This window comes from Trichococcus pasteurii (assembly GCF_900112935.1).
Classification (GTDB): Bacteria; Bacillota; Bacilli; order Lactobacillales; family Aerococcaceae; genus Trichococcus; species Trichococcus pasteurii.
This window is the reverse complement of the sequence record NZ_FONM01000022.1, coordinates 17,391-43,782: the sequence shown is the minus strand read 5'-3', so window position 1 is coordinate 43,782 and position 26,392 is coordinate 17,391. Positions and strand designations below refer to the sequence as shown.

Below are 26,392 nucleotides of genomic sequence, written 5' to 3'. Positions count from 1 at the left end.
CCTGAATTATTCATAGGTTTTCAGAAAACACCTTGAAATGTTGTTCTATCAACGTATTCTTTATTTCACTTTCACACCCAAAAGGTGTGAAAAAAGAACCCCTATCTGTTATGGTTAATGTACTACCAACAACCATAGAAAGGGGTTCTCTCAATGGCAACTTTACACGAAAACACTCTAAAATTCAATCAAAAAATGACGGTTACAAATACTGGAGGTAATCTCTCCACGGATGCTGGTCTCATTTTGGTTAAAGAATTCCTTCATTCAATCGGATTCGAACAGTTGATGGAGAAAGAGCTTCATTTTCAAGACTCCCGTCTCTCACCTACACATTCGAATGAAACCATCCTTGAACAACTGATTTTCCAATTAATTGCAGGCTATGATACCGATGCATCTGCCAACATCTTACGTCATGATCCTTTCTTCCAGCAGATGCTTGAAAAAAGTACATTGGCTTCACAACCTTCGCTTTCGCGTTTTTGGGATCGCATTAGTGAGAGTCCCGATGCGCTTTTGCAGCTACAAGCGCTCAATCAAGCGATTCTGGATAAGGTACGCATACAACGTAATGCAACAGAACTGGTTTTTGATTTGGATTCCACATATAGTGACACCTACGGCGATCAAGAAGAAACGGCCTTTAACACACATTATCAAACAACCGGTTATCATCCGCTCGTTGCCTTTGATGGTCTGACCAAGGACTTTCTGAAGGCGGAACTGCGTTCCGGAAACACATACTGCTCAACCGGGGCAGCCGATTTTTTGAATCCGCTTCTTGAACACTATAATCAGACCGTTCCAGTCAGCACCATTCTTGTCCGCGCAGATAGTGGCTTTGCAGCGCCGGAACTGTATGACCTCTGTGAAGAAAAAGAGCATCAGTACGTCATTCGGCTCAAACGGAATGCCCGCTTGCATAAGTTCGCGGAACAGTTTGTTCAAGTTGGGGATGAGACCGAATGGAGTCAGAAGGAAGAGCATTTCTACTCCATTCGCTACCAAGCCGGCACTTGGAAGCATGATCGTAGAGTTTGCATTCGTTCTGTCAGGGAAGCAAATGAACTGATTTTCCACCATGAATTCATTATCACCAATCTATCCGATGTTGTCTCGACTGAACAAGTCTACCAAACGTATTGGAAGAGAGGTACGATGGAGAATTTCATCAAGGAAGCCAAGAATGGCTTCTTCTTCGACAAGACGGACAGTTCTCATTTCTTGGAGAATGCCGTCCGCATGATGGTCAGCGTCCTTTCCTATAACATCAACAATTTTATACGCACACTAGCTTTCCCGGAAAAGGCCAAAGGCCTACAGATACAAAGTATTCGTCTTCGGTTTTTCAAGATCGCTGGGAAACTGATCCACAGCGGAAGACGCATGATGCTAAAACTCAGCACCCATCATGTCTACCAAGATGAATTTTTTCATATCCTACGGCAAATTCAATCCTTGTCTTGGTGAGGAGACCCCGCAAATTTAAAAAAAACGTTCGAACAAAGGAATTAGTATGCCCAAAAACACAATAACAATCGCATTCCGTGCTTCTTTTCGTCTCTAAGAGACGTTTTGAAAGGGAAAAAATAACAGCTCTACCAAAAATCCAATATTGCAGATGAAATAGAGTTGTTCATATCAAGATTTGGGGTGGTATGAATAATTCAGGTATACTGGAAGAATGTGTAGATTGGATGGAGATTGGGAGTCTTCATCTGAGTCACATAATGGCCTGATATCCTGTGACTGTAGTAAAAAAACAATCCGGAAAGAAGTGCCAAATAATGCTGACAATCCAATTTATTATTTCAATACTGATGGTTCTAGTCTTAGTGATGTTGATCATAAATACAATCCGTAAATATGATTCTGTTTTGAGAGCAGATGTGAAACGACTGCGGGCTGAAAATGAGGCTTTGAGGAAAGAGCTTCTCAAACGCGGCATCGTTGAATATGTCCAGTCGTTGATGATCGGCAGCGAAAACAAACGCTGTCCCTACACTATAAAAAACCAGCCGGAAAACGAAAGTTCGATAGACGAACTCCGTTTCCCGGCTGGTTTATTTTGTTGAAATCAATTGATTTACCTATGTTGTGCTACGTAGTTATTGCAACCGTGGTGCTTCAGATTTAGTCATTTTTGTATGAACAGCAATAGTCCACATACTTCTCGACGATCATCTTGAAGGATGAGTTTGCAGGAACGACATAGCTTTGACCTTTGCTGTAAAGCGTGTATTCCGCTTCACCCGGCAGCATGACCGACATGTCACCGCCCAGGACTTCCATGATTTCTTCGGCATCGGTGTTGAATTCGTACTCGCCTGCCAACATGAAGCCCAACGTCTTTTTCTCTCCGCTTTCGAACAGAACCGTTCTGCTGGTTACTTTCCCGTCAAAATACACATTTGCTTCCTTGATCACTGTCACATTTTTGAATTCCATCCTATTTCCCCCATTAGCTTGATTATTTTATGTTTTTCTTGCACGTATTACTATTTCCTCAGTATCTTCTCCATGGCCTTGCCTTTTGCCAACTCATCAATGAGTTTATCCAGGTAACGGATCTTTTGCATAAGTTTGTCTTCGATCTCTTCGACTCGGTAACCGCAAATGACCCCTGTGATAAGCGAAACGTTGGGATTCAGCTTTGGCGCCTGGGCAAAAAAGGTTTCGAAATCGACTTTGTTTTCCAACTGTTGCTGCAGGGTCGCTTCATCGTATCCGGTCAGCCAGAAAATGATTTCATCGACTTCCTCTTTCGTGCGGCCTTTTTTCTCGGCTTTCTGGATATACAACGGATAGACGCTGGCGAACGACATTCCGAATATTCTTGTGTTCTTCATGAGTACCCCCTTCCGAATCTTCCTGAAGCTATCTTTGGTGCTTATGCTTTTTATTATGCCATAAATCGCAAAAAAGCTCACCATTTATTAATTTTACTGCTTGATGCTCGCCGTCATATCCAGGATATCTATCGGATCATTTGTGCTGTCGATTCGATACACAACTTCATTCTTCTGCCACATAACCATCGTTTCCGTTTGCGAAGGGCTTGTCACAGCCACTCGGATACGCCCCGCATCATTTGGCGGCGGCAAAAAGATGCTTTCCAATTCATCTACAATATTCTTTGCCAAATCTGGACCAATCTGGTTTCCGATAGGATACAGCACTTCCAATAACCAATTGCCTTCATTCCATGCCAACAGCGTTTTGCCCATGCCCGAATTTTGATAGCCGACTATTCCGTACCCCAGATCAAGAGTGGGAGCATCCGGTGAAAATCCCTCACTGGCATCGTGGTGGTCAATGGCTTTCGTTGCAGCCGATTTATGTACATAGACGATGGCTTCAAATGTAGCTACTTGGCGGGCTATGTCCGGATTATTCAACGCTGCATCATTGATCGGAACAAGCCCTTTTGTTTCGTAGAAAGTGACAAAGTATCCGTATTCCGTCCTTTCGGCAGCAGCACTGGCATATGTGTACCCAGGATTCAGCGGAATCGTGGAGGGTAAATGATCTGGGCTCTCACCCAAAAGGTTAGCCACTTGATGCAGCAATGCCTCGGTTGGGTCCACCGTTGCCGTTCCCTGTGATCCTGCTTCATAGTGCCCCATGTTCGTCCATCCCAGAACAGCATACTGATTCCAAACATTTTCGCCTGCCACTGCAACAGTGCCGTCTTTTCTTAGTCCGAAAGTATTCCCGCCTGCGGTAATGGCTATCATATCTTTCCAGCCTGATACGTCGCATTGCCCTTCTTGGTTGTATCCCGTTGCAACGACCGTGCCGTCCGATTTCAATCCGACAGTATTATGGGCTCCTGCTGCCACGGCGATGACATCCGACCATTCGGAGACATCACCTTGACCATAGATGTTGTCTCCCGCAACAACGACGGTCCCGTCAGCCTTCAAACCGACAGCATGCGAATCACCGGCGGAAATAGCCACGATATCCGACCATCCGGAGACAGCAAGTTGGTTGCACTCATTTTTCCCTGTGGCGACAACTTTTCCATCCGATTTCAGCCCCAAGGTATAGCCATTCCCCGCGGATATGGCAATGATGTCTCTCCAATCCTGTACGTTGCATTCCCCGCTGCCATCGTTTCCGGTTGCGATGACTGTTCCATCTGCCTTCAGGCCAACCGTATGGCCGATTCCGGCAGATACAGCCACAATATCTTTCCAATCCGCAACGGTGCTTTCTCCGCTAAGATTACTCCCTGTTGCCACCACCGTGCCATCCGGTTTCAAGCCTACCGTGTGATAGGCTCCCGCTGATACAGAAATAATCTCCGACCAACTTCCGACATTCCCTTGCCCGGCTTCATTCCAGCCTGCAGCAACTACCGTACCCGCTTTTTTCACCCCGACCACATAGCCTCCGCCCGCGGAAAGGATTTCTTGTTGCGTGAAACTGGAAGCAAGGGGAAGCGTCAGCATCTGGCCGACGTAAATCAGGTTGGGGTTACTGATTTGGTTGGTTTCTACAAGCTGAGCAACAGTCACACCATACCTGAGCGCGATTTCGGAGAGCGTATCGCCGGATACAACCGTATACTTCATCCCGAATGGTTGCGAAGAATCCCCCCTTGCAGGAATGATTAGTTTTTGCCCCAACCTGATCAGTCTTGGTTGGACGATATCATTTTCCATCACAAGCTGTCGCAAGGTTACACCATATTCGAGGGCAATTCCGTAAAGAGTATCGCCTGCTTTGACAGTGTATACGATATTTTCTTGTGCTGCCTTTTGTGAATCCACAGCAAGTACGTTTGTCGAAAAAAAGCCGAAAAGGAACAACATCGAAAAAAACACAGAGCCAACTAATCTACGCATCCCTTGTACACAAGTAAGCATTTTTCTCTCCCTCTTTTCCGAATCCATCAGCAATGAGGTTGTCCAAAGCGGAATTTAATACATTTTTATAATGGCTTTAAAATTCGTACCTTGTTCTTCAACTCTATTTTACTGCTTCAATAATTGTTAATCAAAAAACGGCATTCAAATAATCCGGAAGGCAAAAAAAAGCGGAAAATCCGACATATTATAGGTATTCCGCTTAATCGATTCTATTTTCTTTTTTAGGTCTTTTCTGTAGCCATCGCACATTATAATTCACGGCTCCGGGCTCTAATTTTACGGGATGCTAGCAATGGCTAAAAAAGATGGTAGGATAAAATTCGGTTCAAACAGAAAAAAGCCAGCAGTCTGGAGACTGCTTATCTCCGAACCGCTAGCCAGCCTTTTTCTGTTCCCTATTGTCGACGGGAGTTCCACTTTATCGGTGCACTGCAGATGCTTTCTCGGTCTGCCTATTCTGTTTGTTCATCACGTTCTCTATTTTTGAACAGCAAGTGTCTCTCCTCAACAGTCACTTGCTATTCTGTAACTAGTGTAGGTTCCATTGCATCCCAGAAAACTTGCGCTATTGCCCGGTATCCTTGAACAGTCGGATGAATATCGATTGGCAAGAATTTCTCTAGATGTTTGTCCATACTGTCATAGGGATCAACATAGGTGACGCTTGGCATGGTATCGGGTAGGTTACTAAGACTTAAATTATAGTCCTGAATCAAACCGTCCAAGTCAGCCTGCAGTAAGGGAATTTTGTTTGGATCATCTGGATCATTCACACCCAAGTCCGCCAAAAAAGGGAAAGCATTATAATAGCCCATAATGTATATTTGGGCGTATGGCTTCCCTGCACTATCCTCCATAGCACGTATTTCCAAGATTTTTTGGACAACTAAGTATGTAACAGTAGGAATATAGCCCCTTATCCCTTGTATTGTCGGGGCTATATCTCCCTGATAATTCTGAGTATAAAGCCAATTCGCTAGGTCTGTTTTTGTTAAATTCGATAATCCTACATCGTCCATTTGCACCCAACTCAACAAGTCATTAGCGCCAATGTTCAACGTGATGACATCAGCTTCCTGAATTGCCTCAACAAGCTTTGCACGGTCACCACCAGTAACAGGTTCTAGGACAGTCTGAGTTGTCTTGCCCGACTCCCCAAAATTGGCATAGCTGCTTAACAGACCTTTACCGGATAACTCATCCCGGATGAACTTGGGATAACTTGTCCCATATACCTTAGTAGATCCGCTGCCTAACTCAGTCGGTTTTTGGCCCGCAGCAAGGGAGTCCCCCAAGGCAACATAATCGATTGTCTTTTTATTTTCCGCTGCGGATACCGTTCCAGTAGCCATGGCGGAAAGCAACAATAAGTTGAAGATTGTGATGGATATTTTCCGAATAAACATGATAGATAACCCCTTTTCAAATTATTTTGCGAATCAAAGCAGACTATAACCATTACGTTTAGCGTTGAATACAGTCACCTGTTCTACTATCATCCCTTTACTTTTTTGAATCCCTCTACGGCAGTTTCCCTGTCAGCGGTTGCAAACTTCATAAACTAATTGTACTCCTAAATGTATTTGCTACAAAATAATACGAAAATCCCCTCAAAAATAGGTGTTTCGCCCATATTTCCGCACTGATAATTCCCGTTTTCCCATAACTTCCCTGATCAACCAGAGCGCCAGCCTAAATTCTGGATTCCTCATTCTTCTTTCGTCAGCATTTCCATGAATTCCTCGCCGGTCATTGTTTCTTTTTCGAGAAGATATTTTGCAAGTTCATGCATTTTCGGTAAGTTTTCCCGGATGATTTCCTTGGCTTTCTCGTGGGCGAATTTGATGATGCGCAAAACCTCATCATCAATTTTCGCGGAGGTTTCATTCGATACGAGCGAGGTTACATCCGTTCCCAGATAAGGATTATTGATTGTTTCCAAAGCCATCATGTCGAATTTATCACTCATACCGTAGCGCGTGACCATCGCTCTCGCAATAGCTGTTGCTGCCTCTATGTCATTTTCAGCTCCGGATGTAACCGTATTCAAAATAACTTCCTCGGCAGAACGACCGCCCATGTAGGTGACGATTTTATTCAGGAATTTTTCCCGGCTCATCAGAATCTGGTCTGTCTCTTCAGATTGCATGGTGTAGCCAAGAACTCCAGATGTCCTTGGGATGATGCTAATTTTATTGACTGGTGCGGAATCGGTCTGTTTTGCGGCAACAATCGCATGGCCAATTTCATGGTACGCGATTGCCAGTTTGTCTTCTTTCGAAAGGATCGCATTTTTCCGCTGGTATCCGGCCAGAATGATTTCCAAAGCATACTCCAGATCGGATTGGTTGATTTTGCCGCGTCCCTCCTTTATAGCATGGAGAGCGCCTTCATTTATCAAATTGGCAAGATCAGCGCCGGAGCTGCCGGGTGTATCCCTAGCGATCTCCTTCAGGTTGATATCTTCGGCCATTTTGACGGATTTTACATGAACCTCCAGAATCGCTTGCCTCCCGGCAATATCCGGCAGTTCAAGCGGGATGCGCCGGTCAAACCGTCCAGGTCGCAGCAGCGCTTTGTCGAGAACTTCAGGTTTGTTCGTTGCCGCCAGGATCACCACACCTTTTTCCGAGGAAAAACCATCCATCTCGTTCAATAATTGGTTGAGCGTCTGGTCCCGCTCATCATTTCCGGTTATCCCTGACAGATTACGGCTCTTGCCGATCGTATCGATTTCATCAATGAAGACGATGCAAGGGGCTTTTGCCTGCGCTTGATTGAACAGATCCCGCACCCTCGCAGCTCCCACGCCGACGAACATCTCCATGAATTCTGATCCCGAAATAGAGAAGAAGGGAACCCCGGCTTCTCCAGCGACCGCTTTTGCAAGCAGCGTTTTACCGGTCCCCGGAGGTCCGACAAGCAGAATCCCTTTTGGCATCTTCGCCCCGATTTCCCGGTATTTTTGGGGATTGTGCAGAAAATCGATTACTTCCCAAAGTGCTTCTTTCGCTTCGTCCTGGCCCGCTACGTCCGCAAATGTTTTTCCTGTTTCAGATGCAGCATAAACCATGACATTGCTTTTGCCGAATTTCATTTCGCTGCCGCCGAGCCCTCCGACTCTTCCCTGAAGCCTGCGCATCATGAATCCCCAGAAGACATACAATAACGCCAATGGCAGCATCCAGATCAGGAAAAAATCAACAATCGGCGAACTTTCTTCAACAATCTCTTTTTCAAACTTTGCTTCAGTAAGCAGCAGTCGTTCAGTAAGCTGTGGATCCTCCATTCTGCCGGTGATGAAGGTGCTCTCTTCACCTTCATCGTCCAGCGCTGTGAATTCTATCCGGTTTTCCTCCACCAGAACCGACTCGACACTGCCTTCTTCAAGCATTGTAACAAACGTCTTATAATCCACTTCCGTTACCGGATTTTCCTGAAGACCGGGAAAAACGAAAAAATTCAGCACAATCAGAAAAATTGCAATTGTCACAGCAAAATTCAGCCATTGTTTATTGACCTTCGGGGGCATTTTAGATTCCATCAGCTTATCCCTCCCCTTCTTAAAAAAGAACATTCCGTCATACTTATTATCCCAGAAATATAGGATATTACAAAAAATTATGCAGTCTTTGAAATAAGTGCTCACCAAATGATCAATCGCATCTCACGAAACTTGTTTTTATAAACGTTTTTATTTTTTGTTTACAATTATGATAACGAATTGTATAATCGTTTACATAACAAAAAGGGAGGAGGATGGGGTTTTATGATTGACAACAGCACTCTAGCAGAATTACAGAACGGTTATCGATTTGATCAGCATGCTAAAAGCTACGCCTGCTTATTTTGTCGTCAAATCTACCAACAGGGCATCATCTATCCAATGGAAGAGGTGCTTTATGAAGCGGAAAAGGCTATGCTCGTACACATACAGCAATCGCATGGCTCTGTTTTCGAAACACTAATTCAATTAGATAAAAAATATACAGGATTATCTGACGTTCAAAGGGAAATGTTACTGCTATTTCATGAAGGACTATCCGACAAGGAAATATTGGAGCGGTCTTCTTCGGGAAGTATCTCGACCATCCGGCAACATCGATTCAAGCTGAAGGAAAAGGAAAGGCAGGCAAAAATTTTTCTTGCTCTGATGGCCAACCTGGACAGCGGCAGAGTACCCATGAAAGATAGCCCTATTCACAAGGAGGATTTAATAGTGGATTCACGCTATGGCATTTCAGAAACTGAACGGGAAAAAGTACTGCAAACCTATTTTAAAAACGGATTGGATGGGGCAGTGGATATTTTCCCAAGCAAGGAAAAACGCAAAATTATGGTGCTGCAGCATATTTTGAAGCGTTTTGACCAAGATAAGAAATATTCTGAGAAGGAAGTCAACGACATCATTAAAACGGCTCACGATGATTATGTGACGGTGCGTCGCTATTTTATCGAATATGGATTTATGGATCGCAACAGCGATGGCTCGCAGTACTGGGTTATCACTGACTAACGTTGAATTTTACAGTCTTTTCCGCATAATTGTATAAAAAGTGAATGGGGCTGTATCAAAATCAGAATAGTATTTTCTGGTTTGATACAGCCTCTTCTTTGGCATATTTTCAACTGTTTTGCGACCACCGGCTATCCTTTCACAACACCCAGCGTTTCCAGCCTGCGGATAGGCTCAATCAAGTCCAGTTCATTGGCGATGACAAAATCGATATCTTTATAGGCAAACCGGGCTTCTTCTCCTATATCGCGTTTCCTTGTCTTCCCCAGAAAAATTCCCTTCGATTCAAGATCGAGGATTGTATCCTCCACACTGAATGTTTCCATCGCCTCTTTCCTGCTCATCTGGCGTCCGGCTCCGTGCGAGCAAGATTGAAAACTTTCCGGATTCCCTTTTCCTTTGACCAAATAGGAACTCGTCCCCATTGCACCTGGGATGATCCCCCATTCGCCTTCCCTGACCCGGATGGCACCTTTCCGATGAACCCAGATCCTCTTCCCGGCATGTTCTTCATAAGCGGCATAATTATGATGGCAATCGATCGGTTCGGACACTTCAATCTCGGTAAAATCTGCATATTCGGCAACAAGGCGACGAATGATTTCGATAACGATCCCCGTAATCTTCGCCCGGTTCTCTTTGGCAAACGCCATGGCAAACTCCATCCATCGGATATATTCTTTTCCGATGTCGCTTTCCGCCGGCAGATAAGCCAAGTTCCACTCCGGAGGAACGGGTGAATGTTGCTGTTTGTTCAGTTGCATTGCCTTGTCATCAAAATAACGGCAGACAGTATCCCCAACATTCCGCGAACCGGTATGGACCATCACGCCCAAGAAGCCCTCTTCATCGGTTTGCAGCTCGATAAAGTGGTTCCCGCCGCCAAGCGTCCTTGCTTGAAAATAAGCCTCATCCAACACATAGGCAAGTTCCTTGGTTGCTCCCACCTTATCCTGTTCTTCCAGATACCAGGAAAACTGCCGGACAGCTTCGCTAGCTTGTTTGCGTTTATGTTTTTCATAGCCGTTCGGAATGCTGCGCAGAATAGTGTTGACGATGGTTTGCGCCAATTTCCCATCGGGCGTCTCACCCGTAATAAGGATTTCCACGGGAATATTGGTTTGCACAAAAGTCATGCCACAGCCGATATCAGCCCCGACTGCATTCGGGACGATCATCCCTTCAGCAGCCAGGATGCCTCCGATGGGCATGCCATAACCGGCGTGGGCATCCGGCATGAGCGCGATGTGTTGATAGGCAAAAGGCAGATTGGCCAGATTTTTAGCTTGTTCCAGACAAATCCGATCCAGTTGGCCTGTATCCTCAAGCCAAATTTTGATCGGCACTTTCTGTTCAGAAGGTTCGTACAACGTGAACATATTTCATCCCCCATGCGTCGAAATTTGCATAACCAACAGCGAACTCGCGGAATCGGCAGTTTCTGCCAAAGCTTAGTTATCATCATTTTTTCGGTCGCAAATTATTGCCGCTCCATCATATTTACGAAGGCAGCCGGAACCGTAATGGTTTCTCCAAGGGTGGACTCGTAGCTGATCGTTCCAGCCGCCGTGCCATAAAATTTTATGAGGTCATTTTCCGAAATCCCAGATCCATTGATATTAGATTCGTATCCCAGAAAAATGACGGCACCCTCCTTATCATCAACCGCCACCAGCATTTGTGAAGATCCCTCACCTTGCATCATTTGAATGACCCGACCGGACAACACAATCATCTCAGAATTATAATCATCGGGTGCCTGTGCTAATTGATCATAGGTGATATCCGTCCGATAATTCGCAGGATCCTTGAGTTTTGCCTCTGCTTCAGCCTGAGCTTTGGCTTGAGCTTCAGCATTAGCTTTCTCTTCAGCCGCTTGGATGGCCTCTGTTGCCTGTTTATCCGCCTCAGCTTTTTCTATGCTTGCTGCAGTCGCCATCTCTTCAAAGTTAGCTATTGCGGTTTGCACTGCTGTACCGGATGCGTTTGTTTCCGCCGTATCCGTTCCTTTACCGAATGCAACCATCGTCCCGACCGCAACAATAAAAATCAACCAAAACCACCATTTTTTCAATAACAGTATTCCGTTTGCCTCATTGCTTGTCTTCTTTGCCATAAAATCCACCTCCCGCATTCTGTCCTCTTCCCCGCAGCTTTTTCCTGGGCAAGAAGTCGGTATTTCTTCTTTAATATGTACCTTTATTATACCCCCAAAGATCACGCAAGCGGTATCATTCACTATCCAGTATAAGCCTACTTATAAACCGAAAATAAAAAAAGAAGCACTTGTCAGAATTCGACTCTGACAAGTGCTTCAAATTTTCAATTTGGATGGACCTGGAATAAACATTTCAACCCAACGGCCATCAGAATTTTACTTCAATCAGGAAGTCGCACGCAGTAACTCTGCATCGCCGTTGTACGCCAATGCTTGCGCGCCTTCTTCACCAGTGCTAACGCGGATGACATTTTCAACATCATAGACAAAGATTTTCCCGTCGCCGATATTGCCTGTATATAACGCTTTTCTGGCAGTTTCGATCACTTGTTGGAGCGGCACTTTGCTGATCACGACTTCCACCCGGACTTTAGGCAGCAGATCCGCATCGGTTTCTACGCCGCGATAATAAGTTGTATGCCCTTTTTGCACGCCGTAGCCGAACACATTCACGACCGTCATGCCGGTGATTCCGATGCCGTTCAAAGCTTTTTTCAGATGATCGAATTTGCTTTCATTGATCAAAATTTCCACTTTGGTCATTTTTTTCGTCTTATGTGCCTTGTTGCCCGGGGTCGCTGTCGCGTGGTTTTCCACGACAACGGCTTCATCCATGGCGACTACTTCTGCACCAAACTGCTTTTTCGGGGAAACGGCTGGACTTGCCGGAATGGCAACAGCATCATGCGAACCAACCGCAAGGCCTGCAGCACTGACCGACCCGTAAGCCGTTTCGCCGTGCAAGGAATAGTCCAAACCGTCTTCCTCTTCCTCCTCGGAGGCTCTTACCGGCATAACCAGGCTGATCAGTTTCAGAATGACAAAGGAAACGATGGCTGAATAAACAGTGACCGCCAAGATACTGATGATTTCTGCGATCAGCAGGGCAGCATTTCCGTCAACCAAGCCGCCTGTTATATCCGGATTGATTGTGGATGTCGCGAAAATCCCCGCTGAGATTCCACCCCAAATTCCGCCGACCCCGTGACAGCCAAAAGCATCTAGTGCATCATCATAGCCGATTCTCTTTTTCAATTCAGTGACAGCGAAGAAACAAAGTATCCCACCGACGAAACCGATGAGCAGAGCTGAGAATGGGCTGACATAACCGGCACTTTGCGTAATCGAGCCAAGTCCGGCGATGATTCCGCTGACCAAACCTAACGCAGTCGGTTTTTTATGCAGGACCCATTCGCACATAAGCCAGCTGAATCCAGCAGCAGCTCCGGATACAGTCGTTGTGATGAAGGCATTCATTGCAATGCCGTTCATGCTGAGCGCGCTGCCGGCATTGAAGCCGAACCAGCCGAACAACAACAAGCCGGCACCGATCATCGTCATCGGGATGTTATGCGGTCGGACAGAGTCTTTGTTGGTTCTTTTTCCGACAAAAATCGCAGCCACAAGCGCTGATATACCGGCGCTGACATGAATAACCGTTCCGCCTGCGAAGTCGAGAGCGCCCATTTCACGGATCCAACCGCCATTGCCCCATACCCAATGCGCGATCGGGTCATAGACCAAGGTTGACCAGAGCAGTACGAATGCAAGGTACGCCGGGAATTTCATTCTTTCCGCAACGCTTCCGGAAATGATTGCAGGTGTAATGATTGCAAAAGCCAATTGAAACATCATGAATAACTGATGTGGGATTGTCGGAGCATAATCTGCAGGGGCGAAACCAACATTTTTAAGAAAAGCAAATGAAAAGTCGCCGATGATTGAATTGTCTCCTCCGAATGACAAGGAATAACCTAAAAGTATCCATTGTATAACCACAACTACAATAGCTGCATAACTATGCATGGTTGTGCTCAGAACATTTTTTGCCCTGACCATCCCTCCGTAAAATAAAGATAAAGCTGGGGTCATCAGCAAGACCATTACCGTTGCGAGGAACATGAAAGTCGTGTCCGCCATATTGATTTCCATTTAATTGATCTCCTTTGCCTGAATATTTCTGATTTGTTCTTAACTATGGAGCAAATTATATAATCAAAAAAGAAGATAGTCATTCCGATACTCACAACTGATGGGACTATATGTTACATAAACCTGGGATTATACCCAAATTCATGACAGCGCTCGCAAATATACACAGTCCAAAACAGTCGCCGGTTCTGTCAGTGATCGCTGTTCGTCCGCAAAAATATAAGCCACAGTGTTTGCGGAAGGATTCGCCTACTCATTCCTTTCTTCACGAGCAAGGAAAAACCGCTGAAAAACCCATCAGTTCAGTGTTCCGCGACGTCTCTCTATTGGAATAACTCCCGAATCAGAGGCTTTTTCGACGGCAGGATGCCCTAAAAAACAGTGAATCTAAATGCAAATTCTGCACTTACTTGATGTCTCTGCCCCAGTGCATATGCTCCGTTTAGCTATGGAAACTCTGTGAACAAGCTCACATTACTTGTCACCGCACACCAGAAGCAATAGGTCAAAAAGCCTGTCAGATCAACTTTCTTATTGAATTCTATCAATAAAATGGGGAATTTCAGAAAAAGTGGGGATTTGATGATTGGATGAAACTATCGAGTGGGGCCTGTTTGATTGATTTATCCGTTTTTGCTGATTTTACCAAAAAATTCACTTCTGCATGGGAGTAATTCTGCTCATGGACGTCAGATTTTACGGCAATTCAGCTGGAAACGCCAAAACAGTGCTGACTAATTTCGGTGCGCAAGAGGGCAGGCAAAAGAGGGGGTGAAATAATCTTTATTGTTGATGTAGGTCAAGTCTATTTTTGTGAATCCATCCTATAATGAAATCATCAATCATCAGAAAGTAGGAGTCCATATGTCCAATCAATCAACCTTTAACGATGTAAAGGAAAGCATCTTTCCAACACTGGAGCAATATGTGCCGATCGTAGCCCGCGTTCACGGAAAAAATCACCCGGAATTCCATGAAGTCCACAAACTGTTCAACGCAATTATTGAGAAAACCCAAGCAGCCGGCGCAGAAAAACCCGACTTGAACGAAGAATTCACCCAATTGCGCGCCGTTTCGAATAACTACACCGTTCCGGATGATGTCTGCGAAAGCTACGAAGCGGTCTACCAGATGTTGGCTGAAGCGGACAAAGCCTACCACGCTTAATAACCGCCAAAAGATTGCTATTTCTGAGCACTTCTCAGGCATACGAACAGAAAGGCCAAGATTCGCATATGGAATCCTGGCCTTTCTTTTTGTCTGTTGATCCAGGCATCGCGCTTGATGGATACCCTAATAAGAATGCCTGCAGAACTCTACGACTACTGCAGATTCCGGACTCCCTTGCAACCGGCTGACCATTTCTGTCCCCAAACCTGCAGAAGGTGTTATTCTATTGACTACTCCCCAATATAATCATCAGTTTCTTGATTGCTGTCTTCACTTTCGGAGTTGCTGTCATCCTCTTTGGATGGAACTTGGGATGGGATTCCCTTATCCGCAACCGGAACGGTTTCAGCGCCACTGCCTTTTTGCTTAGATGGTTTGCCCTTGCTTTTCCCTTTGAAGGAGAAAAAGACAAGAAGTCCGATAGCCACTGTTGCCACAACATCATAGGCTATGAAAGCAGTCTTGAAATTTGACCAGAGTGTTTTGCTCTCGGAGCTTTTCTTCTGTGAATTTTCTATGAGCTTGTCGATTTCAGAATGTTCAGGGAATAGTCTCTTGACCGCCTCAAATTTCGTCAAGGCGTCTTTGTAGTAGCCGCCCCAATACAATTCGAGCCCCTCTTTGTAGAGTTTGTCCACTTCGCCTTCCTCATTGGAGCCGCCAGATTGGGAAACGAATTCCTTGATGGTGTTGGAAGGGACAATGAAGTTGAATCCTTGAACTTCCTGACCGTTGACGGTGTCGCCCCCGAATGTAGATATCCCGATAACTTCACCATCCGCTCTGACGACTGGCCCGCCACTATTGCCGTGGGTGATGGCTGCATCCATTTGGAGAATAGGTGCCCCTTGCGTTGAACGTTTGTCCACAGCCGAAATGTTCCCGGAAGTCACAGAAACCACCAAAGCAGCATCAGGAGAAAGCGCACTCGATTCGGCTGCGGCCGGGAACCCGAGCGCCCATACGCTATCTTGCAGCTGAACTTCATCCGAATTCGCAAGGCTCAACGATGGAAGATTATCCGCTTCAATCTTGACGATAGCAACATCTTTCCCTTCCCCTGTAGGTGCCCCGTAACTCTTGATTTCGCCATTGAACATGATTTTACTGTCTATCTGTTGGACATCAGCAATCTCACTACCGGGCAGCACCACTCTCAGGCTCCTATCGACCTTAGTCCATCCCATGTAGCTCCACAGGAAATTATAGGCGTTGTCGTAGGTCTCTGAAATGCCTATGGATGTCAGATAAGAACTGAATTGGTCGGCATAGTAGGCTAACGACATATCCGCCAAATCCTGATCATCCAATTTGGAATATTCAACAACATGGGCGTTTGTGACGATATAGCCATTTTCGTTGATGATAAAGCCGGATCCTTGGGCGCCGAATTGATCCACAGTACCGATTCCATTGAAGAAATTGTAAAGCAGATCATCATAATAAGAATCACCGGTCCCATAATAAGTCCATTCCACACTTACCATGTCAAATAAATATACAACCGCTGGATCCGTGTAATCCGCCACCTTTTTTGCGGTGCTGATGTGAGAAGTGTCCGGTTTTATGTTGATCAGAAAAATGCTTGTGACGATGGACGCGATAAGAATAACGATAGCCGGAACGGTCATAAACAGCCTCTTTTTCATTTTCGATATCCTCTTTCCTCATCATAACTGTGGTTGATGTACCTGGAATTCCGATGATTTAGAATCCAACAACTTGCGCTTCTTATAACAAGCCTCCTCCATGGTTGCCTGCTCAGTGCCGTTCTTCCATATACTGACTTTCTTGCAAAATGCCACACATTTATTATAACGCTTCCATTTTCCAACGCAAAAGCACACCCCTTACAGAATGTATCCACTTATTGTGGGTGTAATATTCTATTTATGGGATCTGAGCTTTTTTATGGTAAAATATTGATGAATAATTCATTCAGAAAAGGATACTTGAATTCTGCAAGCATCCTGAATTTCATAGGCCTTGCCAATCCAGATGATAGAAATGGAGAGAATCGCATGAAGAACAAACTAATGAAAAAATTTTTATGGATTGTTTCTGTCATAATAGCTGCAATAGTTGTTCCTCCCTTAATTGATGCCAGTCCCTTATTTGAAACCGCAAGGAACAAATCCTCCGAAACGGCTCTACTGCGGGAGCAATTGGTGGACATGTCGGAATTGACAACATTGAAGTACGAGTACAGCAATGTAATTGTCAGCCGGACAGACAAAAGTTTTTCTTTTTTTGACCTGCCTGATTTCAAATATGCAGAGGCCATTCGGCTCATTGAATATTCCGGCTATCTGAAAGCCGGGACCGATCTGGCAAAAATGGAATTAGACATTGATGAAGCATCCAATAAAGCGTCGGTCAGACTTCCAGAATCACAAATTCTCGACAATGTCGTCGAGACTGAACAAATGACCGTTGAAGATGTAAAAGGAACTATCTTTTCCGACTACCCCACTCAAATCATTATTGACGAAATCAACGTTCATAAAAAACAACTTGAAGAAGAAAAAATCAGTCAGGGGTTCTTGGAAGAAGCAGACGCGAATGCTCAGTCATTTATGACTTCCGTTTTGAAGTCTCACGGCTATGATGAAGTGGACGTCGAGTTCTATTAAATCAAATTTCAATAATTAACAAGAAAAAAACCGCATGAAACCAACAACTAAACGTTGGTTTCATGCGGTTTTCATTTAAGTTCAAATGTCATTTACGTAATCAAGTATCAATTAGCAAAGGCGCTTAGCCCTTCATAGCTGTCGCTGTGGATCACATCAGACTTCAAGTAATCGATGATTGATTCCGGAATTTCCACGCCTTGAGACTTGTTTCTCTCATAGCGCTCGTTGGATCCTTGTCCAGGGTAACGGACACTTGAAAAGCCTTCTGTTGGTTTGATGGCGTTCAATTCCTCCATCGTTTGGCTGATGTGCTGTCTGAAAGTATCGGCATCCCCGAAGCGGGCTGGATCGAGGATAATGTAGAGTTGTCCCAAGTTCCGGCCGGCATGCAGGTCATTGTACATGGAGCTGACGTGTTTTCCGAACGGCAGATTCATCAGGACGCCCGAAAAGATGTCGACCATCATCATCAGGCCATAACCTTTAGGACCGGCGATGGGCATCAATCCCCTCACCGCATGCGGATCGGTTGTGGCTTGCCCGTTTTCATCGACCGCCCAATCTGCTGGAATTTCACGGCCTTTTGAGCGGGCATCCAGGATTTTTCCCCAGGCCTGCACAGTGGTCGCCATATCAAAAATCAGCGGCGTTTCCGTCGCACTTGGCGCGCCGAAGCCGAGCGGATTGGTCCCGTAATACACTTCTGCGCCGCCAAAAGGCACAGCCATCGGATCCGACTGCGTCATCGCCATTCCGGCTAATCCCGCTTCAGCAATTTTGCGCAAATAATAGGACAATGTGCCTGTGTGCCCACATCTGGACACGCCGACTACCGCAACGCCGGATTCTTTCGCCATTTGGATGGCTGGTTCCAAGGCCAAGTTCGCCACGTACTGCCCTTGCGCGTTATCCCCATGGAAAACGCCGGAGCTTTCCCCGGTTTTTTCGAATCTGATTTTGGGTTCTAGTGTGATGCCGCCTTTATGGATGCGTTCCGAATAGTACTCCACCCGGACTGCGCCGTGGGAATGCACGCCGCATAAGTCCGCATACACCAAATGGTTCGCGGTTTCGGCTGCCTGGACTTCCGGCAGGCCCGCTGCTTGGAGTTTATTTTGGATCAACGCGTGCAACTCATCGGGAGTCACTTTGATCAATTTTTCTTCCGACATGAATGATTCCTCCTTCGCCTTTCAATAATGATAACTAGACTGAATGCATGTTGGAAGTCACCAAACAGACTGACCTCCACTAGCCATAAAGCGCTACCATTTTATAAGATTACAATATCACAAGAAAAATCGGATAGATTTAGCCGAAGTGCACAAATTGCCCGTGGTTGCTTGAACGTTTTAAACGAATGAAAAAATGCGTGATCTGCATACGCTTCAATTGAGAAGCACCTGCAGATCACGCATTATTATTTCTTACAATCTCCAGCAAGCCTACGCACTGGTTTGCTATGCGATCCATATTCAGCAACTTGAATGTCTGCATGATGTCAGTGAGCTTTTGGGCATCCTCCTGTTGCTGCATGATGGCGATTAATTCCTTGAAGAACAGCAACATGGTATGTTCATACATCTTGTTGTCCGATGCAGAAACGGTCTTTTCCAAATCAGCGTAATAAAACAAGCTCTTCTCCAGGTCATTTTTCTCCAGCTGCAAAACCAGGATATTTGAAATGAGGGAAAACAGTTCGTTTTTATACCGTTTCATCCGAGTGAACTCAGTCATCTTCTCCTTGGCTTTAGCGTACACAACATCCACTGCATCCTCCGGAAAAAAATCCAAGGCATTGGTGAACAAGACCAACTCATAATAATGCCATGTCTCGCAATCGAAAAGATAGTCTTTTATGACCGCCATCTCCTTGTGCGGGAATGGCAGTTCGCTGAGGTTACACCGCAGTAGATGGATGATGCTCGCATGGTGCAAATATTTGATTTGGGAAGTTTCATCAAAATGATTTCTGGACGCTTCTTCTAAAGCCGCCAACCTTGGTATATCCTTTGCGTAGTAGGCTTCTGAATAAGCGCTGATCATCATAGCATCCGTATTCGCTTTATTATCGCTATAAATGAAAGTGAACTCCTCCAAATACAGATTCAAATTATCAAGAATCTGGAGAAATTTCTCGGCAGTCGTATCGCTGTGACCTTTTTCAAATCGCGATATGGCCGGCCTGCTCAGTATACCTTTGTAAACTTCTTTCGATTTCAGATTCTTGTTCTTCCGAATGTCACCTAGTACTTCTCCGATGTGCATCAACACCCCACCTTTTTGTTCCGTATTATTAACATTTTTACTATTAACAGTATAACTAGTTTACACTAAATATGTAAACAAATAGGAAGTAGGAGGAGTGTAAAATGTTGGAAAGCATCGGAACCCTTATTTGGGAGGTGATAGGAGGTAATATATTATGAATTTTTGGAAATGCATTGATTTCATTTTTTATTTTTCTTTAACACTTTTGATGATTAATGACTATTTTCCTGATTCGTTCCTATTTAATTTAATTCCCATAAAGTTAAATTTATGGATCATCTTAAGTTTGTACCTTTTATATATTCTATCAAAACGATTCCGCCGTCCCAAAAATACAGACAATATAAATGGGCAGATACTGTCAATAATCTATTTGTTCTTCGTAATGCTCTTGCTGACCGCTTTAGGCGGGAAATCCGCTTCGGGTATAGGTTTAGGAAACATTGGTGTTTGGGTAACTTTAGGTATTTCTCTTGGAGAAATTTTTGCGCAGAAACGTAAATCAGAATGAAAAGCAAGCAACGTGCGATGCCTTTTCGCAGGTTGCTTGCTTTTCTTTTACAAGGTTTTCTTACTGGATTCTCAGAAAATTTCAAACAGAATTTAGGCTGCCGAATAGAAGGTGATTATCACAATCCAATTCCAGATTGTATATTGAAGATTACATCGAAGGCTCACCTTACTCTGTGATCTGAGGCAGCAGGTCTCCTGTATCGCTCAGATTATATTCCGTTTCGGTAAGGAGACCTCCGTTTTTACGTAAAGCGTAGTCGGAGAAGATAGTACCATCCTATTGAAAAATGTACGTTTTCTCCTTGCCTACCTCCTTTTTTCTTATATTTTGAATTCATACAGCAACAAAAAATTGATTCAATGAAAAAGGCGACTGTCAATGATTTTAGTTTAAACTAGTTCTGTCATTAACAGTAAAAACATTAATAATACGGAACAAAATATTGGACTGATTAAAAAATCTTGCCTATTGGATCTGATTGAAAAATATAAAGATTCCACGAAAAACCGCCAAATCGGAATGAAATTCGGTATAATACAGGAGTACAAGGCATGTAACGATGCCCAGAATCCGATGTTTAAGGGAGATAAAATGAGAAACATAAAAATGACGATCGAGTATGATGGCGGCAGATACCTAGGCTGGCAAAGGCTCGGGGATTCGGACAAAACCATTCAAGGCAAAATAGAGAACATCCTGTCGGCAATGACAGGAACAGAGATCGAAATCATCGGCTCAGGCCGGACCGATGCCGGCACGCACGCAAGGGGACAAGTTGCCAATTTCAAAACGACATCCGATATGGATTTGTTGGCGATGCGGGACCACCTGATCCGTTATCTACCGCGCGACATTGTCGTCAAAGAGCTGGAAGAAGTTCCGGAAAGGTTCCATGCCCGCTATCACGCAGCCGGAAAGACATACAGCTACCATGTCTGGAATAATGTCGTGCCTTCCGCATTTGAGCGCCATTACAGCTACCATTACCCTGGCCAGCTTGATGTCGACAGAATGAACGAGGCTTGCCAAAAGCTTGTCGGGAAGCATGATTTCCTCGGGTTCTCTTCACTCAAGAAATCGAAAAAATCGACGTTCCGGACCATCAATGACATCACAATCCAGCAGGAAGGCAATCTGCTGCACTTTTCGTTCACAGGGGAAGGCTTCCTCTACAACATGGTGCGGATCATGATGGGGACGATCCTGGAAATCGGAGCCGGGACGATGGAACCGGAATACATTGACGCCATCTTCAAGAGCGGAATCCGCAGCGAGGCTGGGATGACCGTTCCTTCACACGGGCTGTTCCTGGATGAAGTTTATTACGATTGACAGTAGGCACAAATTCTAAAAAAATAGACGAATACGCTGCGGTTTTTCGCAAGTATTCGGCTATTTTTCATTGATTGCCACAAAAGCTGCTCGCTCAACTTGCCGTGCAACCCATAAAACACTGCTCTTCTGCTTTGTCTTGTGAAATATTTAATAAGTGATAAAATAAAATTTGGATTAAGGAAGTGTCCACATGCGTATCAATAAATTTATAAGTGAAGCAGGTACAGCCTCCCGACGAGGCGCCGACAAACTGATTACCGAGGGGCGCGTAACGATCAACGGAAAGCGGGCAACGATCGGCAGCCAAGTGGAGCCGGGGGACGATGTCCGCGTAAACGGCAACCAGCTTTTCGTAGCCCGCAACAACGTCTACATTGCCTTGAACAAACCGGTCGGCATCACGAGCACGACCGAAAAAGGCGTCAAAGGGAATATTGTCGATTTGGTCAACCATCCCTTCCGTGTTTTCCATATCGGGCGCCTCGATAAAGATTCTGAGGGCTTGATCCTACTCACGAATGACGGCGATATCGTCAATGAAATTCTGCGTTCCGAGAACCAGCATGAGAAGGAATATGTCGTTTCCGTGGACCGCCCAATCACGCCTGAATTCCTGAAGCAGATGTCAGAAGGGGTCAAAATATTGGATACGGTCACCCTGCCTTGCAAAGTAGAGCAACTATCAAAATATGATTTTAAAATCATCCTGACCCAAGGACTCAACCGTCAAATCCGCCGCATGTGCGAGGAATTGGGATACAACGTCTACCGATTGCAAAGAATCCGCATCATGAATATCCAGTTGGACAATCTTCCAGTGGGACAATGGCGCTACCTGTCCAAGAAGGAAAAGGCGCAGTTATTCCAAGAGTTAAACTACGAGCCTAAGGAATGGTGAAAACAGAGGATTAGAGTAGCCTCTGCCACAACTTCCTCAGTTATTTCCATATTCCGCAAAAAGAAAGGCCAGAATCCGTTTAGGGAATCTTGGCCTTCTTTTTTGTCCGAGGGTTCATCGACATAATTGATATTTGAAATCGATTGTATTTCCATAGTTACTTTTTGCCAGCTATTGGGCAGAATACCTTCATTACCAGAAATGCATGATTCAAATTCATAATTGTGTTTTATTCAGCTAACAGTTGCTACTCCCCAATATAGTCATCATTCGATTTACTGCTCGCTTCACTCTCGGAGTTGCTGTCATCATCTTTGGATGAAACTGGGGAAGTGATCCCCTTTTCCCGAGCTGGTTCTGTTTCAGCGATACCGCCTTTTTTCTTGGATGGTTTTTTGCCTTTGAAGGTGAACAACAAAAGAAGTCCAATAGCCACTGCTGCCACAGCATCATAGCTTATGAAGGCAGTCTTGTAGTTTGACCATAGTGTCTTGCTCTCGGAGCTTTTCTTCTGTGAATTTTCTATGAGCTTGTCGATTTCAGAATGTTCAGGGAAAAGCCTCTGGACCGCCTCAAATTTCGACAGTGCATCTTTATAATATCCGCCCCAATACAAATTGAGACCCTCTTTGTAGAGTTTGTCTACTGCTCCTTCCTCATTGGAACCCCCAGATTGGGAAACGAATTCCTTTATGGTGTTTGAAGGAACAATGAAGTTGAATCCTTGAACTTCCTGACCGTTGACGGTGTCACCCCCGAATGTGGATATCCCGATAACTTCACCATCCGCTTTGACGATGGGCCCGCCGCTGCTGCCATGGGTGATGGCTGCATCCATTTGGAGAATAGCTGCGCCTTGCGTCGAGCGTTTGTCCACAGCCGAAATATTACCGGAAGTCACAGAAACAACCAAAGCGGCGTCCGGAGAAAGCGCACTCGATTCCGCAGCAGCCGGGAAACCGAACGCCCATACGCTATCTTGAAGCTGAACTTCATCCGAATTCGCAAGGCTCAAAGTCGGAAGATTATCCGCTTCAATCTTGACTATGGCGACATCTTTGCCTTCCCCTGTAGGTGCGCCATAACTCTTGATTTCGCCGTTGAACATGATTTTGCTATCTATCTGTTGGACATCGGCAATCTCGCTGCCTGGAAGGACCACTATAAGACTCCTATCAACGTTGAGCCATCCCATGTAGCTCCACAGGAAATCATAGGCGTTGTCGTAAGTTTCTTCAATGCCAATGGAGGTCAGATAAGAACTGAACTGGTCGGCATAGTAGGCTAAAGACATATCCGCTAAGTCTTGATCATCCAATTTGGAATATTCAACAACATGAGCGTTTGTGACGATATAGCCATTTTCATTTATGACAAAGCCGGATCCTTGAGCGCCAAACTGATCCACAGTACCAATCCCTTGAAAGAAATTGTAAAGCAGATCATCGTAATAAGAATCACCGGTTCCGTAATATGTCCATTCAACACTTACGCCATTGTATATATATACAATGGCTGGATCGGTGTAATCCGCCACTTTTTTTGCGGTGCTGACTTGAGATGTGTCCGGCTTTATGTTAATCAGGAAAATGCTTGCGACGATGGACGCGATAAGAATAACGATAGCCGGTACAGTAATAAGTAGCCTCTTTTTCATTTTCGATATCCTCTTTCCTCATCTTCCAAAGCTTGTAAAGTAGCGTAGGATGCTCTTGCAGCTCGAGTGTTTCTCAAGAACGAACCGCTTGAATTTGCCCGTTTCAGGTTTTATCTCGTTTTGGTGGAAACCTTTGAAAAGACATTGACTATGGTATTAAGCTTCTTAACCATTATTTCCCGTCATTGTTAGGAGTGCGTGCAAAGATTCCGACTAGGGCACCTACTGATGCTGACCCAATAGAAACTAGCGCTTCAGGAATCTTGCTCGCCCCAGTTGGGTCTATAATGAGTACTATTACCCCCGCAAATGCAGCAGTTAAAGCCAAAATGCCTAGGATAACGATAGAATATTTATAAACAAAAGGTATACCTGTATATCCCACTATATCTTCCACTTTCTTTTGTATTTCGGCATCTTGTGCATCCGGATTCTCTCTTACGACTTTTATTGTTTCTTCAATCAACTTTCTGTCCATCAATTTGATCGCCCCCTATCAAATTTCTAAATCAATATATAATAGGCGCTTCATTAAATCGTGTGGAGAACTCTGATTCCTCACTATTGAATAGCGCGCTTGAGTTTTCCTTCAAAAAAAAGAATCATTACCTTAAATATTTAAACGTTAGTGTATCATTGTACCCTGATTCATTTTAAATACCGCAAGGATACAGTGGCTCAATCAAACTAAACTGTTCTTCACCTCGCTTTGATGAATTTCTGTTAACATTCGTTGTTTGGATCGTTTTTTCACCCCCGTCATGAAATTTTCGAATGCTATTTCCCGTATATCATTTCCGTTTTTGCGCAGCTCTCCTATAATCTGAGCTACTTTCACAAAATGGATTTCTGCTGTTTAGTTTATTTTCAGACTCTCAATTTGTTCAATATATCACACGTTAATTGTACACCTCTGCTTCTCGAATGTACAAAAATGAACCCCATAGAAATCCAGTTTTTTTATTATGTTATTTGAAAAACTAAATTCCAGTTGAGCCCATCAACTGAATGACTGGTAAACAAAGGTGGCTAACTTATCCCCGAAATTTCTGCAGATAATTATTCTTGAGAAGCATTTTCTGGTATTATATTCTTATGACATTTTAATGGAGGAAAATCAAACATGTTGGAATTTAAACAAAATATACGGGGAAATGTAGCCCTTGGTGTAAACCCGCTTGGATGCAAGCAGGAAGTATTGAATGAAATCGACTATGTAAAAAACAAAGGAACTTTTGCAGGTCCGAAAAAGGTATTGATCATTGGTGCGTCATCAAGCTACGGTTTAGCCACCCGAATCAGCCTGGCTTTTGGTGCGGGAGCGGATACGATCGGCGTTTCTTTCGAAAAAGGACCGAAAAATGAACGGAATCTCGGCACAGCCGGCTGGTACAACAATATCGCTTTCCGTGAGGCTGCCGAAAAAGAAGGCCTGATCGCCAAGAATTTTGTGCAGGACGCCTTCAGCCACGAAAGTAAGCAAGAAGTCATCGAATATATCAAGAACGAGTTCGGGGGCAAAGTAGACCTGGTTGTTTATAGTCTGGCAAGCGGCAGAAGGACAGATCCCGATACTGGAGAGACGTACACTTCCGCAATCAAAGCCCTTGGGGAGCCCGTGGTCGGTCCGAACATCAATATGCAAAATCAGGATTTCTACATCGAAACGCTGGAACCTGCAACAGAGGAAGAAATCGCCGGTACCCTAAAAGTCATGGGTGGCGAAGACTGGCAGCTATGGATGGAAGCGTTGAAGGAAGCAGATGTATTGGCTGACGGGGTTCTGACGACCAATTATTCTTATTTGGGAACAGAGCTGAACCGTCCTTACTACGGTGGCGGTACCCTTGGTCTTGCCAAAGCAGATTGTGATGAGAAGGCGAAGACCATCAATGCGTTGTTGGCTGACATCAACGGTAAAGCCCAGATTGTGGTGGCAACTGCCGTTACCACCAAAGCAAGCTCAGTCATTCCGTTCTTCCCTGTTTATTGCATCGGTCTTTACAAAGTCATGACGGAAAAAGGCACCCACGAAACACCGATCATGCATATCGACCGCATTTATCGCGATATGGTTTATGGTACCAAGGCTGAGTATGATGAAGCTGGCCGCCTGAGACCGGATAGCTGGGAACTTGACAGCGACACGCAAGCTAAAACAAAGGCACTGATCGAGCAATTGAACAAAGAGAATTTCAATACCGACATGGCGGCGTATGATCTTCTTTACAAAGAGTTTTCAGTTTTAAGTGGATTCATGGTTGATAACTATGTCGAGCAAGACGTTACGATCGAAGAATTGAAAGCTTTGGAATATTAAATCGTTCCGGTGACACCAATTCACCTTTTATCCGCACCGATGAAT

22 protein-coding genes are annotated in these 26,392 nt (G+C 44.7%); 9 read left to right on the top strand and 13 right to left on the bottom strand.

Going from position 1 to position 26,392, the window contains the following annotated elements:
• Nucleotides 1–153 precede the first annotated feature (153 nt).
• Both BM184_RS13645 and BM184_RS13640 read left to right on the top strand, forming a co-directional pair.
• On the top strand, nucleotides 154–1,473 hold the full coding sequence (locus tag BM184_RS13645; RefSeq protein ID WP_093365099.1) for an IS1380 family transposase: 1,320 nt from the start codon (nucleotides 154–156) through the stop codon (nucleotides 1,471–1,473).
• 317 nt (nucleotides 1,474–1,790) lie between these two features.
• Nucleotides 1,791–2,078 (top strand): hypothetical protein, encoded by a 288-nt coding sequence (locus tag BM184_RS13640; RefSeq protein ID WP_086941939.1) that lies wholly within the window; start codon nucleotides 1,791–1,793, stop codon nucleotides 2,076–2,078.
• A 58-nt stretch (nucleotides 2,079–2,136) separates the two neighbouring features.
• Here the strand turns inward: BM184_RS13640 and ppnP are convergent, their stop codons facing one another.
• From ppnP to ftsH, 5 genes are all read right to left on the bottom strand, one after another.
• Complete coding sequence (ppnP, locus tag BM184_RS13635; RefSeq protein WP_068562294.1) at nucleotides 2,137–2,451, bottom strand: pyrimidine/purine nucleoside phosphorylase; 315 nt, start codon at nucleotides 2,449–2,451, stop codon at nucleotides 2,137–2,139.
• Between the two features lie 50 nt (nucleotides 2,452–2,501).
• Nucleotides 2,502–2,852 carry a DUF2200 domain-containing protein gene (locus tag BM184_RS13630; protein ID WP_086941938.1) on the bottom strand — a complete coding sequence of 117 codons (351 nt, stop codon included), beginning with the start codon at nucleotides 2,850–2,852 and terminating at the stop codon, nucleotides 2,502–2,504.
• A gap of 93 nt (nucleotides 2,853–2,945) precedes the next feature.
• Nucleotides 2,946–4,877: a LysM peptidoglycan-binding domain-containing protein gene (locus BM184_RS13625; protein WP_177208680.1), complete on the bottom strand. Its 1,932-nt coding sequence runs from the start codon at nucleotides 4,875–4,877 to the stop codon at nucleotides 2,946–2,948.
• Between the two features lie 521 nt (nucleotides 4,878–5,398).
• On the bottom strand, nucleotides 5,399–6,286 hold the full coding sequence (locus BM184_RS13620) for a GDSL-type esterase/lipase family protein (RefSeq protein WP_086941936.1): 888 nt from the start codon (nucleotides 6,284–6,286) through the stop codon (nucleotides 5,399–5,401).
• A 302-nt stretch (nucleotides 6,287–6,588) separates the two neighbouring features.
• A complete protein-coding gene (ftsH, locus tag BM184_RS13615; RefSeq protein WP_086941935.1) occupies nucleotides 6,589–8,424 on the bottom strand; it encodes an ATP-dependent zinc metalloprotease FtsH in 1,836 nt (611 codons plus the stop codon).
• A 225-nt stretch (nucleotides 8,425–8,649) separates the two neighbouring features.
• Between ftsH and BM184_RS13610 the strand changes: the two genes are divergently transcribed.
• Nucleotides 8,650–9,396, top strand: coding sequence for a DUF2087 domain-containing protein (locus tag BM184_RS13610; RefSeq protein WP_086941934.1), 747 nt, complete (start codon nucleotides 8,650–8,652; stop codon nucleotides 9,394–9,396).
• Nucleotides 9,397–9,527: 131 nt separating this feature from the next.
• Here BM184_RS13610 and BM184_RS13605 read toward each other — a convergent pair whose 3' ends face one another.
• The 3 genes from BM184_RS13605 to BM184_RS13595 all read right to left on the bottom strand — a co-directional run bounded on the left by BM184_RS13605 (nucleotide 9,528) and on the right by BM184_RS13595 (nucleotide 13,546).
• Nucleotides 9,528–10,775 (bottom strand): RtcB family protein, encoded by a 1,248-nt coding sequence (locus tag BM184_RS13605; RefSeq protein ID WP_086941933.1) that lies wholly within the window; start codon nucleotides 10,773–10,775, stop codon nucleotides 9,528–9,530.
• A gap of 101 nt (nucleotides 10,776–10,876) precedes the next feature.
• Nucleotides 10,877–11,512: a hypothetical protein gene (locus BM184_RS13600; protein WP_086941932.1), complete on the bottom strand. Its 636-nt coding sequence runs from the start codon at nucleotides 11,510–11,512 to the stop codon at nucleotides 10,877–10,879.
• A gap of 267 nt (nucleotides 11,513–11,779) precedes the next feature.
• A complete protein-coding gene (locus BM184_RS13595) occupies nucleotides 11,780–13,546 on the bottom strand; it encodes an ammonium transporter (RefSeq protein WP_177208679.1) in 1,767 nt (588 codons plus the stop codon).
• 864 nt (nucleotides 13,547–14,410) lie between these two features.
• Here BM184_RS13595 and BM184_RS13590 point away from each other — a divergent pair.
• Entirely contained in the window at nucleotides 14,411–14,713 is a 303-nt protein-coding gene (locus BM184_RS13590) for an iron-sulfur cluster repair di-iron protein, ric (protein WP_086941931.1), read from the top strand.
• 233 nt (nucleotides 14,714–14,946) lie between these two features.
• On the opposite strand, the gene BM184_RS13585 is transcribed toward BM184_RS13590, so the two are convergent.
• Nucleotides 14,947–16,365, bottom strand: coding sequence for a S1C family serine protease (locus BM184_RS13585; RefSeq protein ID WP_086941930.1), 1,419 nt, complete (start codon nucleotides 16,363–16,365; stop codon nucleotides 14,947–14,949).
• A gap of 372 nt (nucleotides 16,366–16,737) precedes the next feature.
• Between BM184_RS13585 and BM184_RS13580 the strand changes: the two genes are divergently transcribed.
• Nucleotides 16,738–17,349: a DUF4230 domain-containing protein gene (locus BM184_RS13580; RefSeq protein ID WP_177208678.1), complete on the top strand. Its 612-nt coding sequence runs from the start codon at nucleotides 16,738–16,740 to the stop codon at nucleotides 17,347–17,349.
• Between the two features lie 107 nt (nucleotides 17,350–17,456).
• On the opposite strand, the gene allD is transcribed toward BM184_RS13580, so the two are convergent.
• Nucleotides 17,457–18,524, bottom strand: a complete 1,068-nt coding sequence (gene allD, locus BM184_RS13575; protein ID WP_086941928.1) for an ureidoglycolate dehydrogenase — start codon at nucleotides 18,522–18,524, stop codon at nucleotides 17,457–17,459.
• A 238-nt stretch (nucleotides 18,525–18,762) separates the two neighbouring features.
• The gene (locus BM184_RS13570; RefSeq protein ID WP_086941927.1) at nucleotides 18,763–19,620 is read right to left on the bottom strand and encodes an Rgg/GadR/MutR family transcriptional regulator; all 858 of its coding nucleotides are present in this window, start codon (nucleotides 19,618–19,620) and stop codon (nucleotides 18,763–18,765) included.
• A gap of 157 nt (nucleotides 19,621–19,777) precedes the next feature.
• Here BM184_RS13570 and BM184_RS13565 point away from each other — a divergent pair, with 157 nt between their 5' ends.
• The 3 genes from BM184_RS13565 (at nucleotide 19,778) to rluF (ending at nucleotide 22,370) form a co-directional block, all read left to right on the top strand.
• A complete protein-coding gene (locus tag BM184_RS13565; RefSeq protein WP_086941926.1) occupies nucleotides 19,778–20,134 on the top strand; it encodes a hypothetical protein in 357 nt (118 codons plus the stop codon).
• A 594-nt stretch (nucleotides 20,135–20,728) separates the two neighbouring features.
• Nucleotides 20,729–21,469, top strand: coding sequence for a tRNA pseudouridine(38-40) synthase TruA (gene truA, locus BM184_RS13560; protein WP_086942396.1), 741 nt, complete (start codon nucleotides 20,729–20,731; stop codon nucleotides 21,467–21,469).
• 193 nt (nucleotides 21,470–21,662) lie between these two features.
• On the top strand, nucleotides 21,663–22,370 hold the full coding sequence (rluF, locus tag BM184_RS13555; RefSeq protein ID WP_086941925.1) for a 23S rRNA pseudouridine(2604) synthase RluF: 708 nt from the start codon (nucleotides 21,663–21,665) through the stop codon (nucleotides 22,368–22,370).
• 247 nt (nucleotides 22,371–22,617) lie between these two features.
• Here rluF and BM184_RS13550 read toward each other — a convergent pair whose 3' ends face one another.
• Entirely contained in the window at nucleotides 22,618–24,027 is a 1,410-nt protein-coding gene (locus BM184_RS13550; RefSeq protein WP_086941924.1) for a S1C family serine protease, read from the bottom strand.
• A 172-nt stretch (nucleotides 24,028–24,199) separates the two neighbouring features.
• Nucleotides 24,200–24,508 (bottom strand): hypothetical protein, encoded by a 309-nt coding sequence (locus BM184_RS13545; RefSeq protein ID WP_143091147.1) that lies wholly within the window; start codon nucleotides 24,506–24,508, stop codon nucleotides 24,200–24,202.
• 642 nt (nucleotides 24,509–25,150) lie between these two features.
• Between BM184_RS13545 and fabV the strand changes: the two genes are divergently transcribed.
• On the top strand, nucleotides 25,151–26,347 hold the full coding sequence (fabV, locus tag BM184_RS13540; protein WP_086941922.1) for an enoyl-ACP reductase FabV: 1,197 nt from the start codon (nucleotides 25,151–25,153) through the stop codon (nucleotides 26,345–26,347).
• Nucleotides 26,348–26,392: the final 45 nt, after the last annotated feature.